The sequence below is a fragment of the Candidatus Pelagibacter sp. RS40 genome, assembly GCF_002101295.1.
Lineage (GTDB): Bacteria > Pseudomonadota > Alphaproteobacteria > Pelagibacterales > Pelagibacteraceae > Pelagibacter.
The window spans coordinates 1365692-1378805 of the sequence record NZ_CP020778.1 but is presented as its reverse complement, the minus strand read 5'-3'; the positions used below and the strand labels follow the sequence as shown (position 1 = coordinate 1378805).

General features: G+C 28.8%; 17 protein-coding genes. 15 read left to right on the top strand and 2 right to left on the bottom strand.

Annotation, left to right across the window (positions count from 1 at the left end; all coding sequences use genetic code 11):
* The 5 genes from B8063_RS07145 to B8063_RS07125 form a co-directional block, all read left to right on the top strand.
* Window positions 1–639: zinc ABC transporter substrate-binding protein (locus tag B8063_RS07145; RefSeq protein WP_157101732.1), on the top strand; the 639-nt coding region annotated here is incomplete at its 5' end.
* A gap of 8 nt (window positions 640–647) precedes the next feature.
* The gene (locus B8063_RS07140) at window positions 648–1622 is read left to right on the top strand and encodes a CobW family GTP-binding protein (protein ID WP_075521429.1); all 975 of its coding nucleotides are present in this window, start codon (window positions 648–650) and stop codon (window positions 1620–1622) included.
* On the top strand, window positions 1619–2653 hold the full coding sequence (locus B8063_RS07135; RefSeq protein ID WP_085070801.1) for a WD40 repeat domain-containing protein: 1035 nt from the start codon (window positions 1619–1621) through the stop codon (window positions 2651–2653). The genes B8063_RS07140 and B8063_RS07135 overlap by 4 nt, the downstream gene beginning before the upstream one ends.
* Before the next feature lie 10 nt (window positions 2654–2663).
* Window positions 2664–2927 carry a hypothetical protein gene (locus B8063_RS07130; protein ID WP_085070799.1) on the top strand — a complete coding sequence of 88 codons (264 nt, stop codon included), beginning with the start codon at window positions 2664–2666 and terminating at the stop codon, window positions 2925–2927.
* 71 nt (window positions 2928–2998) lie between these two features.
* On the top strand, window positions 2999–3997 hold the full coding sequence (locus tag B8063_RS07125) for an Ldh family oxidoreductase (RefSeq protein WP_085070796.1): 999 nt from the start codon (window positions 2999–3001) through the stop codon (window positions 3995–3997).
* Here the strand turns inward: B8063_RS07125 and xth are convergent.
* Window positions 3989–4765: an exodeoxyribonuclease III gene (gene xth, locus B8063_RS07120; protein WP_085070794.1), complete on the bottom strand. Its 777-nt coding sequence runs from the start codon at window positions 4763–4765 to the stop codon at window positions 3989–3991. The two genes, B8063_RS07125 and xth, sit on opposite strands and share 9 nt — an antisense overlap.
* Entirely contained in the window at window positions 4765–5082 is a 318-nt protein-coding gene (locus B8063_RS07115; RefSeq protein WP_075521434.1) for a HesB/IscA family protein, read from the bottom strand. Before B8063_RS07115 ends, xth begins: the two co-directional genes overlap by 1 nt.
* 50 nt (window positions 5083–5132) lie before the next feature.
* On the opposite strand from B8063_RS07115, the gene B8063_RS07110 reads away from it, so the two are divergent.
* From B8063_RS07110 to serS, 10 genes are read left to right on the top strand one after another with little or no spacing between them, the layout of a single operon-like run.
* Complete coding sequence (locus B8063_RS07110; RefSeq protein WP_085070792.1) at window positions 5133–6248, top strand: deoxyguanosinetriphosphate triphosphohydrolase; 1116 nt, start codon at window positions 5133–5135, stop codon at window positions 6246–6248.
* Window positions 6245–7969: an arginine--tRNA ligase gene (gene argS, locus B8063_RS07105; protein ID WP_085070790.1), complete on the top strand. Its 1725-nt coding sequence runs from the start codon at window positions 6245–6247 to the stop codon at window positions 7967–7969. The genes B8063_RS07110 and argS overlap by 4 nt, the downstream gene beginning before the upstream one ends.
* Window positions 7969–8229 (top strand): hypothetical protein, encoded by a 261-nt coding sequence (locus tag B8063_RS07100; protein WP_075521437.1) that lies wholly within the window; start codon window positions 7969–7971, stop codon window positions 8227–8229. The genes argS and B8063_RS07100 overlap by 1 nt, the downstream gene beginning before the upstream one ends.
* Window positions 8222–9175 (top strand): glycoside hydrolase family 3 N-terminal domain-containing protein, encoded by a 954-nt coding sequence (locus B8063_RS07095; RefSeq protein ID WP_085070788.1) that lies wholly within the window; start codon window positions 8222–8224, stop codon window positions 9173–9175. Before B8063_RS07100 ends, B8063_RS07095 begins: the two co-directional genes overlap by 8 nt.
* A 9-nt stretch (window positions 9176–9184) precedes the next feature.
* Complete coding sequence (locus B8063_RS07090; RefSeq protein WP_085070786.1) at window positions 9185–9919, top strand: segregation and condensation protein A; 735 nt, start codon at window positions 9185–9187, stop codon at window positions 9917–9919.
* A complete protein-coding gene (gene scpB, locus B8063_RS07085; RefSeq protein WP_075521440.1) occupies window positions 9916–10608 on the top strand; it encodes an SMC-Scp complex subunit ScpB in 693 nt (230 codons plus the stop codon). Before B8063_RS07090 ends, scpB begins: the two co-directional genes overlap by 4 nt.
* 44 nt (window positions 10609–10652) lie before the next feature.
* Window positions 10653–10865, top strand: a complete 213-nt coding sequence (gene tatA / locus B8063_RS07080; RefSeq protein WP_075521441.1) for a twin-arginine translocase TatA/TatE family subunit — start codon at window positions 10653–10655, stop codon at window positions 10863–10865.
* 3 nt (window positions 10866–10868) lie between these two features.
* Window positions 10869–11108 carry a Sec-independent protein translocase protein TatB gene (gene tatB, locus B8063_RS07075; RefSeq protein WP_085070784.1) on the top strand — a complete coding sequence of 80 codons (240 nt, stop codon included), beginning with the start codon at window positions 10869–10871 and terminating at the stop codon, window positions 11106–11108.
* Window positions 11101–11859, top strand: a complete 759-nt coding sequence (tatC, locus tag B8063_RS07070; RefSeq protein ID WP_085070782.1) for a twin-arginine translocase subunit TatC — start codon at window positions 11101–11103, stop codon at window positions 11857–11859. The genes tatB and tatC overlap by 8 nt, the downstream gene beginning before the upstream one ends.
* Window positions 11852–13111 carry a serine--tRNA ligase gene (gene serS / locus B8063_RS07065; protein ID WP_085070779.1) on the top strand — a complete coding sequence of 420 codons (1260 nt, stop codon included), beginning with the start codon at window positions 11852–11854 and terminating at the stop codon, window positions 13109–13111. The genes tatC and serS overlap by 8 nt, the downstream gene beginning before the upstream one ends.
* Window positions 13112–13114 lie beyond the last annotated feature (3 nt).

Here is a 13114-nt window from a genome sequence, read left to right as displayed (position 1 = left end):
GATGATCATGACGATCACGACCATGACGAACATGCAAAAAAAGATGATCATGACGATCACGACCATGACGAACATGCAAAAAAAGATGATCATGACAATCACGACGATCATGATGGACACGAAGGGCATCACCACGGTGAATTTGATCCACATATATGGTTAGATCCAATGAATGCTAAAGTTATATTAAATGAAATGGCAGAACATTTAATTGAAAACGATGCTAAAAATGCCTCTAAATATAAAAGCAACTTAAAGAAAGCATTAAAAGATATTGATAAACTTGTAAGTAATGTTTCCTCTGAATTAAATCAGAGTATAGCATCAATTGTTTTCCATGATGCTTATCAATATTTCGAAAAAAGATTTGATGTTAATATATTGGGCGCTTTTACAGTCAATACAGATGTAATGCCAGGAGCAGAACAATTAGCAGAAATTAGAGAAATAATTGAACATGATAAAGTTGCTTGTGTATTTTCAGAGCCCCAATTTAACCCCGATATCATTAAAGCAGTTGCTAGGGATATGAATATTAAAACTGGTGTTGTAGATCCATTAGGAGCTACTTTGGATCCTGGAAAAGACTTATATTTTGATTTAATCAAAAATATGTCTAGTTCTTTTAAAGGATGTTAAATTAATTAATGGAAGTGAGTAACAAACAAGTGCCAGTTACCGTTTTAACTGGTTTTCTTGGTGCAGGTAAAACCACTCTCTTAAATAGAATATTAACTGAACAGCACGGAAAAAAATATGCTGTAATAGTTAATGAATTTGGCGAACAAGGCATAGATAACGATCTTGTAGTTGACGCTGATGAAGAAGTTTTTGAGATGAACAATGGTTGCATATGTTGCACTGTTAGAGGCGACTTAATACGTATTTTAAGTGGACTCATGAAACGAGCTGATAGACTTGATGCCATTATTGTAGAAACTACTGGATTAGCTGATCCAGCTCCTGTAGCACAAACATTTTTTGTGGACCAAGATGTTGCTGATCGTACGAAGTTAGATGCAATTGTTACTGTTGCTGATGCTGTTCATTTAAGTACTCAATTAACAGATCATCATGAAGCAGAAGAACAAATTGCATTTGCAGATGTTGTATTATTAAACAAAATCGATCTTGTTGAAGAAAGTGGTTTAAATATAGTTAAGGATAGAATTAAAAAAATAAATCCTTTTGCAAAAATCATCAATACCAAGAAATGTGGAGTGCCTCTTAATGAAATACTTGATCTTGATGCATTTAGTCTAAAACGTGTTTTAGATGTTGAGCCTGATTTTCTAACATCAGATCATGACCATGAACATGACGATGATGTAACTAGCTTGTCGTTTGTCACCGATACACCTTTGGATATGGAAAAATTTCAAGATTGGTTTAGCAAACTATTACAAACTAAGGGTCAGGATATATTAAGAACAAAAGGCATTCTTGACTTTAAGGGAGAAAGTGATCGATATGTATTTCAAGGTGTACATATGCTGATGGATGCTTCACCAATGGGTAAATGGCCTGAGGGAAAAGATCGTAGTTCACGTCTTGTATTTATTGGTCGAAATCTTGAAAATATGAACTTAAAAGAGGGATTCGAAAACTGTAAATCAGCATGAAAGCTGACACAAGCCAATTTCCACAATTAGATAAAACCAAGTTTGAGCAAAGAGGAAAAGAATTTGAGTTTGGAATTCCAATTACTAATTCAGTTTGCCTGGGAAATTCAATTGCGGTAGGTTTTGGAGATGGAACTGTAAGAATTTTTCGATCAGGTAAAAATTCAAAAACTATAAAAGCACATAACGGTGTCGTTCTATGTATGGCCGAGGATGGAAATAATATTTTAACAGGTGGTGATGATGGTCGATTTTTAAAAATTTCAATTGATGGTCAAATAAATGAAATTTATAATTTTGGTACACGGTGGGTAGACCATGTGGAAGCAATTAATGGGAATATAGCATGTTCATCTGGTAAGGATGTTTATTATTGGGCAAAGACTAGTAAACAACCAAAAATATTTAGTCACAACAGCACTGTTGGGGGCTTATCGTTTGATACTAAAGGAAGAAGATTAGCCGTTTCAAGATATGGAGGAATAACTTTATGGAAGAAAGATTATACCAATAAATGGACATCATCTAATTTACTTTGGAAAGGCTCACATAATAAAGTAATTTTTAGCAAAGACGGAAAATATTTGATATCTTCAATGCAAGAAAATCAACTTCATTGCTGGCGTTTAAAAGATAAAATTGATTTTGCTATGTCAGGATACGGTTCAAAAATAAAAAGTTTTTCCTTTACAGATAACTCAAAATACTTAGCTACTTCAGGTGCAATAGATGCTATTTGTTGGCCATTTGATGGAGACGGACCAATGGGTCGTAAACCTGTCTGTATTCCTTATGTAGGAAATAAGAAAGTTTCATTTGTTGAAACGTTCCCAAATGAAAATGCAGTTTTTTCAGGCTTAAGCGATGGATCAGTTTTTTTATCTGAAATTGATAAAGAGGATAACACAATTATTATAAGAAGTTTTACAGAACATGAAGTATCAGCAATTTCAATTACTAATGATTGTTCAAATTTATTAATTGGTGATATGGGCGGCAACATTTTATGGACTTCAGTTTGGGATAACTAATAATTTATTTATGTTTAATAAAAAAAAACCAAATGTAGAAAATATTAGAAATTTAAAAATAATAATTTCAGAAAAATATAATATTCCAGAAAATTCAATTTTAAGTATAGCTGAGCTAGCCTGTCATGAACCTAATTGTCCACCTATTGAGACAATAATTACTGAGAGAAATGAAAATGGAAAAGTAAGAAATTGGCGTATAGCTAAACCAATAAATGATATTCAAGAAACTGATATTAATAATTTAAATAACTCAGAAAACCATAATCATTAAAAAAATTTAATTTTAAATATAATACTTGATTATAATTGATCTTTTAATTTAAATGAGATCTAATATTATTTATGGCAACTGTATCTCTATCACTTGATGAAATCTATAAATTAGCCAATAAAACATTACTAGCTAATGGATGTGATCAAGAAACAGCTGATATTTTATCAGAACTAATTACCAATGCTGAAAGGGATGGTTCACTCTCACATGGCTTATTTCGTTTACCTGCATATGTTTCAGGTTTAAAAAGTGGAAAAATTAATGGCAAACAAAAACCAGATATAAAAAAATTAACACCTTCAGTAATTAAAGCTGATGGTAAAAATTGTTTAGCACCAGTTGTGTTAAATAAATCGATACCAGAGTTAGTAAAAGCTGCTAAAGAAAATGGTGTAGCGGTTCTTGCTATAATTAATTCACACCACATGGCCGCTATGTGGCCTGAAACTGAAAAAATAGCTGAAGAAGGTTTGGTGGCATTTGCATGCACATCGTATAAACCCGCAGTTGCTCCTGCAGGGGCCATTAAACCATTATTTGGCACAAACCCAATTTCTTTCGCTTGGCCAAGAAAAAATAATACACCAGTTGTTTATGATATGGCCACAGCTTCAATGGCTATGGGAGAAGTGCAAGTTGCAAAGCGAGAGGGACACAAAGTACCATTAGGTACTGGACTTACAAAAGATGGCAAAGATACAACTGATCCAGCAAAAATTGCTGATGGCGGAGTTTTATTACCTTTTGGAGGTTATAAGGGTTCAGGAATTGCAATGATGGTTGAGTTATTAGCAGGAGCTTTGGTTGGAGATAATTTTAGTTACGAAACAGCAGCTAAAGATAATAATGATGGCGGACCTCCAAGTGGTGGAGAATTCATATTAGCAATATCTCCAGATAAACTCTCAGATAAGGATTGGGATAAACATGCAAATGAATTTTTTGAAAAAATGAAATCAATGGGTGAGGTCAGATTACCTGGTGAGAGAAGACACAAAAATAGATTGGATAAAGGACCAAGAAATATAAACGAGGAACTTGTTAATAAAATTAGATCTTTAAGCTAATTCAATTTCTATAGGAGTGTGATCGGAAGGCTTTTCTCTTCCACGAGGATATTTATTAATTTTTACGTTTTTAACTAAATTGATAATTGAATTAGAAACTAAGAAATGATCAATTCTCATTCCATTATTTTTTTGCCAAGCACCACTTGTATAATCCCAAAATGTATAACCTTCTTTATCAGGATATTTGTATCTATATGCATCATGGAAGCCTAAATTAATCATTTCTCTTAATCTTTTTCTAATTTCTAATCTGAACAAGGCGTCGTTTTCATAACTTTTTGGATTATGAACATCTTCTGCTGCTGGTATTATATTAAAATCTCCACCAATAATTATATTTTCGTTTTTATTTAAATAAGATTTAAGTTTTTTGATTAAACTATCTAACCAATAAATCTTATAAGAATATTTATCTGTATCAACTGGATTACCATTTGGAGTGTAAATATTTATTAGCTTTATAGTTTTAGATTTATGTTTTATATTTGCGGTAATTATTCTTGATTGCTTATTTTTATCTTTAAAAATATCCTTCTCTATTTTTTCAATCTTTTTTTTTGAAATAATTGCAACTCCATTATAACTTTTTTGACCGAATACATGACTTTCATATTTTAGCTTTGTTATATCATCAAAAGGATATGTTTCCTCTTGAGTCTTTATTTCTTGCATCATTAATATATCAGGTGAGAATTTCTTCAGGTATTCTTGAATATTAATAATACGTGCTCTTACAGAATTTACATTCCATGAGCTAATTATCATTAAAGTGAGAATGAGACGCCACAACCACACGAGGATTTGCTTTGCGGGTTGTTAATTTTAAATGAATCTCCGATTAATTCTTTAACAAAATCTACCTCAGAACCTTTTAGTAGGTCAGCTGAAGTTTTATCTATGAGTATATTTTCATGTCTTAAATCATCTTCATTTTGTGATTTATCAAAAGAAAAATCGTACTGAAAACCTGAGCAACCACCACCTTTAATTGCGATTCTAAAAAAAGAACCGTTATCTTTTGAGGATAGAAGGTGCTTTATTTGTTTTAAAGCATTTTCTGTAAATTTAATTTCTTTAATCATGATTTAACACTGATAATACTAATATAATGTCATTTTACCAAATTTAAAGAATGAAAAATTATTCAAATTTAGGACTGTTTAAATCTAAAGGTAGACTGATTTTTGAGCCTAAGAATAAATACAGATCACCATTTCAAAGAGATAGAGATAGAATTATTCATTCAGCTTCATTTAGAAGGTTAAAGCACAAGACCCAAGTATTTGTTAATACAGAAGGGGATCATTACAGAACAAGAATTACACATTCTATAGAAGTTGCACAAATTGCACGATCTATTGCTAAGTACCTAAATGTAAATGACGATTTAGCAGAAACATTAAGTCTTGCTCATGATTTGGGACATACGCCATTTGGACATGCTGGCGAAATCGCATTAAACGAATGTATGTCAAAATACGGTGGATTTGATCATAATTTACAAACTTTGAGAATTGTTATGTTTTTAGAGCATAAGTACTTAAAGTTTAAAGGATTAAATCTATCTATTGAGACACTTGATGGATTAATTAAACATAACGGCCCCTATCATGAAATTTCCAAACTTAATAAAATTATTGGTAAAAAAAATTTTAAAGGCAGACTTAATTTTAACAAAAATACATCATTAGAGGCACAGATATCAGCAATATCAGATGATATAGCTTATAATAATCATGATATACAAGATGGAATTAAAGCCAACCTATTTAAATTAGAAGATTTAATTGAAATCCAATTTTTTAATGAAATTTACAAATCCTATAAATCAAATATAAAAAAAAAGGAGAAAAACATAATAATTTATCAAATTATTAGAGATTCTATTAATCTTATGGTTGAAGATGTAATCAATAATACTTTATTAAATATAAAAGATAATAAAATTAAAAAGTATAGTGATATTATTAATAATAAAAAACAAATAGTATCATTTTCAAATAAATTTAAATCAATTGAGCAAGAAATTAAATTATTTTTAAGGTTAAAAATGTATAACAATAGAAGTGTATTAAACAAAAATAATAATGGAAAAAAAATAATTACGAAATTATTTTTTGAGATTTCTAAAAAACCAAAAAAATATATAAATAATTATCAAAATAAAGATCAATTTAGATCTATTTCTGACTATATATCAGGAATGACTGATCGCTATGCTATTCAACTTCATAAATCATTAAAATGAACATTTTTTCAGATTATCTAATAAAAATATTAAAATTAATTCAAAAAGCATCTAACGATAATCAATTAAAACTTCCAGAAAAATTATCTAGTATAAATGTTGATATACCACCAAATAAATTTGATGGAGATTTATCAACAAATGTAGCCATGGTGTTATCAAAACCCAACAATGCTCCTCCCATGGAAATTGCCAAAACAATTAGTAAGCTACTTAAAGAAAATGACGATAATATTGAGTCTATAGAAATAATTAAACCAGGATTTATAAATATAAAATTTAATCACATTTTTTGGGGTGAGTTTTTAAATAATATAATTAATCAAAAAAATTATGGATCTACTAGCGGAGAAAATAAAAAATATTTAATTGAATTTGTGTCTGCCAACCCAACTGGGCCTTTACATGTAGGTCACTGCCGAGGAGCAATACTAGGCGATGTTATCTCAAATTTATTAATATTTAATAATAACACTGTTACAAAGGAATATTACGTAAATGATCATGGAAACCAAATATTATATTTTACAAAGTCTGTTTATTTTAGAATTCGTGAAATTTTATTTAAAGAAAATTTCCCATCTGATAATCCTGATCTTTATCCAGGGGAATATCTAATAGATATAGCAACAAATATTTTAAACCAAAAAAAAGATATCGATTTTGAAAATTATGAAAATATAAAAAGCGAATTAACAATCTTATCTGTCGATGAGTCTTTAAAGTTAATTAAGCAAAATCTTAAAAAACTCGGAATTAACCATGATAACTTTGCTAGTGAAAGAAATTTAGTTCAAGAAAAAGAAGTGGAAAAAGTTATTGAAAAGCTTAAATCAAAAAAATTTGTTTATACTGGAAAAATTAAAGCGCCAGAGGGGGAAGATACGAAAAATTGGGTAGAAAGGGATCAATTATTATTTAAATCAACAGAATTTGGTGATGACAAAGACCGTGCTTTACAAAAATCTGACAACACATGGACGTACTTTGCAGGTGATGTTGCATACCACAATAACAAGCTAAACAGAAATTATGATATTTTAGTCAATATTCTAGGAGCTGATCATGCAGGTTATATAAAAAGAATTACCTCAGTTGTGGAGGCATTATCAGGAGATAAAAATAAATTAACTTGCAAAGTCAGCCAATTAGTAAAATTAATAAAAGATGGCAAACCTTTTAAAATGTCAAAACGTAAAGGTGATTATATAACTGTTGATGATTTGATCAGCGAAGTTGGAAAAGATGCTACTAGATTTATTATGCTTAATAGAAGTAGTGATGCAGAACTAGATTTCGATTTTACCAAAGTAAAAGAAAAATCAAAAGACAATCCACTTTATTATGTTCAATATTGTTATGCTCGGATTTCATCAGTATTTAGAAATATAAGTAAAAATTTAGAAGATGAAATTTTAATTAAAAATGAACTAAAATATTCTAAAGATGAAATTAAGATTTTTAGAAAAATATCTGAGTGGCCGAAATGTATAGAAATTGCAAGCAATAAATTAGAACCTCATAGACTACCAGTCTATCTTTATGAATTATCATCTGAATTTCACTCGTATTGGAATATGGGAAGAGATGATAAAGATAAAAGATTTATAGAAGAAGATGGTACTATAAAAATTGAAAAATTGGTGTTTTTAAAATCTATCGCAAATGTAATTAAAACTGGAATGAATATTCTAGGGGTTGATACTCCACAAAAAATGTAATGTTTAAGGAATTTAAGTATCTTTTATTTCTAATTGTTATTTTTTTCTTTATTTTTTTTACTGTGAGATATTACTTTTCAGATGAAAATAAAAAAAAGTCATATAGATCTTTCAATCAAATTGATAAAAAATTAGAAATTTCTACAAAAGATTTAATTATATTAAAAAGCGATACCGAGAACATTATCGATTTTGTAGAATATAAAAACAATAAAAAAACAGAAAAATATTCATTTTGGGAACTTCTCTATAATGATTAATAAGAATACTAGATCATTTATATGTGGCATTAAAGGTTACAAGCTATCTAAAACTGAAATAAAATTTTTACGTAAATATAAACCCTGGGGTATAATTCTTTTTTCAAGAAATATAAAAACTATAAAACAAACCCAATTATTAACAAAGTCATTAAAAAATATTTTACAAAATCCTACACTCCCAATTTTAATTGATGAAGAGGGTGGTAGAGTTTCACGATTAAGAAAATTTATAGATAACTCTGTATTTACAAATAAATATTTTGGAGATCTTTATAAAAAAGATAAAAAAAAATTTAATTTGTATTTTGATGTCTACGTTAAACAAATTTCATATTTATTAAGACTTCTTGGTATTAATGTTAATACAGTTCCAGTTTTAGATATATTAAGAAAAAATTTACACCAAATTGTGGGTGATAGATCTTTTTCTTCAAATAAAAAAATTGTTTCAAAAATTGGTGATATTTGTATTGATAAATTTCATAAAAACAAAATTGCAACAATAACAAAGCATATACCTGGACACGGTCTAGCCAAGGTTGATAGTCATTTGAAACTGCCAATTATTGATAAAAATCAAGCTTATTTGCTTAAAAATGATTTTAGTGTGTTTTCTAAAAAGAAATCTAAAATAACCATGACCGGTCATTTAATGTTTAAAAAATTGGATAGCCAATATCCAGTAACACACTCCAAAAAGATAATTAGGATTATCAGAAACAAAATAAAATTTAACGAGTTGATTATAACAGACGACATTTCGATGAAAGCATTAAACAACAATATTGAAGATAATGTTATAAAATCATTCAGTGCAGGTTGTAATTTAGTTTTACATTGTAATGGAAAAATGAGTGAAATGCTTAAGGTAGCCAAAAATTCACCTAAAATTAATAACTTTGTAATTAAAAAAACATCACAAATAACTAATATTATAAGCTAAATTTATTTAATGAATGATTCTTTAGAATTTAATGTTGAGTTAAATGCTTACAATGGTTCTCTAGAAGTATTGTTAGATCTAGCTAAATCTCAAAAAGTTGATTTAGAACAAATATCTATTACTAAACTTGCTGATCAATTTCATGATTTCATTACCAACTCAAAGAATCTTAATCTTGAAATTGCCTCTGAATATTTATTGATGGCAACTTGGCTCACATATTTAAAATCAAAGTTACTGTTACCTGAAAGTGAAGAGGAAGAATTTAAAGCTTTAGAGGTTGCTGAAAAATTAAAATTACAATTAAAAAAACTGGAGTTAATAAGACTTCTGTCTTCACAGATGTTAAGCAGAAAAAGACTTGGAAGAGATGTTTTTATGCGAGGTTCAAAAAGTGGTATTAAACCCATTTACGACTCTAAATATACTTTAACATTATTTGAGGTTTTAAAAACTTATGCAAATATAGTTATGACCAAAGATTTTCAAAGAATGAATATTCCAAGATTACCAGTTCTTACAACAGAAGAAGGCATTAAAAGAATAAAAGAATTTTTTGGCAAATTAACTGATTGGAAAGATATATCTGAATTAATTCCAAATAATTTTAAATCAACAAAAAATTTAAAACGAACTGGAAAAGCAGGAATTTTTGCTGGCTCTTTAGAGCTAGCTAAAGAGGGTAATATTTCTATAAAGCAAAAAGAATTATTTGATAATATCTATATTAAAGAGAAAATATGAATAAGTTAAAAAAAGATAACGTTTTAAATTTTCCTTCAAAAATGACTGAAATAGAAAGAGAAGTTGAAGCTATTGTTTTTGCAGCTGCAGAACCACTAAGTATAGAAACAATAGAAACTAAAATTTCAAAAAATACTGATGTTTTAAAAATATTACAAAAGCTACAAACATTCTATACAAACAGAGGCATTAATTTAGTTTGTATTTCAAATAAGTGGTCTTTTAGAACGGCACAAAATTTATCATCATTAATGTCTCAACAAAAAACTGTTGAGAAAAAGCTATCAAAAGCTGCTATAGAAACATTGGCAATCATCGTCTATCACCAGCCGGTTACACGAGCGGAGATAGAGGAGATACGGGGTGTTGCCTTTGGCACTAATACTTTAGAAATCCTAATGGAATTAAATTGGGTTAAGCCACAAGGTAGAAAAGATATTCCAGGGAAACCTATCCAGTATGGAACTACAGATGACTTTTTAAGCCATTTTAATCTTCAAAAATTATCTGATCTTCCAACAGTGGATGAACTAGGGACTGCTGGACTTATTGATACATCTTCTGTTGATGCATCGATCTTTGGTACCGGAAAGTTTTATAAGGAAAAGCAAGAAGACAAAAAGGAAAACATATATTCTGATATCGATGAAATGTTAAATAGCACTCTCAAACCTGAAAGTGAGGAGTGAAAAAGTTTCTTTAAAAAAACAACTATTAAGGGTATAAATAAAGTATGAGTATAGGATTTTGGCAGATAGCAATTGTAGTTATACTAGTAGTTTTACTGTTTGGGAGAGGTAAAATCTCTAGTTTGATGGGCGATGTCGCTAAAGGGATTAAAAGTTTTAAAAAAGGTATGGCAACTGACCCTACAGAAGATACACAACCAAAAAATATCACAGAAAACGAAGACTCAAATAATCAAGACTCCAATAACAAAGAGTAATAAATGCCACAAATTGGCTGGTTAGAAATTTTAATAATAGTTTCTATAGCAATTATTGTTGTAGGACCTAAAGACTTTCCTTTAATGTTAAAAAAAATGGGATCTTGGATTGGATTAATTAAAAGATATTTAAGTGATGTACAAAATCAAGTATCAGAAATTACAGACAACTCAATAGAAGATGAAAATATTATAAAAAAATCATCTGAAAAAAAAGAAAACATAAAAGATATAAATGGATAAAGAAACAGGATTCATAAGCCACTTAGCTGAACTTAGAAAAAGATTAATACATTCATTAATATTTTTATCTGTATTGTTTGTAATTTGTTATTTTTTTTCAGAGTACATTTATGGGTTTTTAGTTAACCCATATGCTGAAGCAGTTAGAGATGATGGTATTGAAAGAAGATTAATATTTACAGCTCTTCAGGAAACTTTTTTAACTTATTTAAAAGTATCTTTTTTTGCAGCTTTTTTTATCACTAGTCCATTTATTTTGATACAGATTTGGAAGTTTATTGCACCTGGACTTTATACTCATGAAAAGAAAGCAATTATGCCTTATTTAATTATTACTCCAATTTTATTCCTTTTAGGGGGTATGCTTGTCTATTATTTAATAATGCCACTTGCGATAAAGTTTTTTTTGTCATTTGAAAGTTTAGGAGCAAGTACAAATTTACCTATCCAGCTTGAAGCAAAAGTTAATGAATATTTATCATTAGTAATGAAATTAATATTTGCTTTTGGTTTGAGTTTTCAATTACCTGTAGTTTTAAGTTTATTAGCAAGAATTGGAGTTATTAATTCAACTTTTTTAAAAGAGAGAAGAAAATATGTTGTAGTAATGATATTTGCAGCTGCAGCAATTTTAACTCCACCTGATCCAATTACACAAATTGGTTTAGCTGTTCCGCTGCTTATTTTATATGAATTATCAATTTTTTCTGTAAATATAATCGAGAGAAAAGCAGAAGAAAAAAATGCATAATTTAAAACAAATAAGAGAAAATTTAGAATATTTTAAAAAATCTCTCAGTCATAGAAATTCTGAAGTTAATTATGACCAAATTTTAGATCTTGATAAAAAAAATCGACAGTTAATTCAAGAAAAAGAAAAATTTGAAAGGGAGAAAAAAAATATCTCTAAATCAAAAGATGAATCTTTATTTGAAAAATCTAAAGAAATATCCAAGCAAATTGAAAATTTATCAAAAAAACAAAAAATTATTAAAAATGAACTTGATAATTTACTAAGTTCAATACCTAATTTACCATTGGATGAGGTTCCTGTTGGTAAAGATGAAAATGATAATATTGAAGTTACTAAATCGGGTGAAATCAAAGATTTCAAATTTAAACCATTAAGTCATTATGAATTAGGTGAAAAACTAAATATGCTAGATTTTGATTTAGCTACAAAAACTACTGGTTCTAGATTTGTATTTGTTAAAGATAAGTTAGCTGCTCTTGAAAGAGCAATTTCTAATTTTATGATCGATACACATATTCAAAAAAATGGATATACAGAGATATCACCTCCTTTGATGGCAACTGATGAAACTATGTTTGGAACTGGACAATTACCAAAATTTGAAAATGACCAATTTGAAATTAAATTTGATGATAAAAATGATAGAAAATTTTTGATACCTACAGCCGAAGTAATATTAACAAATATGGTTAAAAACCAAATTATTGATAAAAAAAAACTTCCTATGAGGTTAGTTGCATCAACACCTTGTTTTAGAAAAGAAGCTGGCAGTTATGGAAAAGATACAAAAGGAATGATTAGACAACATCAATTTTATAAAGTTGAACTTGTAAGCATTGTCGAAAATAATCAATGCATGCAGGAACTTGAGAGAATGACGGAATGTGCAACTAAAATATTAGATGATCTAAAATTACCTTATAGAAAAATTATTTTATGTACTGGTGACATGGGTTTTGGAGCAGAAAAAACATATGATTTAGAAGTTTGGCTTCCTTCAGAAAACAAATACAGAGAAATTTCAAGCTGTTCTTCATGTGGATCTTTCCAAGCCAGACGAATGAAAGCTAGATATAAAAATAATAATAATAATATCGAATTTGTAGGTACTCTTAATGGTAGTGGTTTAGCAGTAGGTAGAACCCTTATTGCCATTCTTGAAAACTATCAATTAGAGGACGGCTCAATTACAATTCCAGAAGTCTTGAAACCCTATATGGGAAATATTGACAAGATTTCGAACAATTAGGAG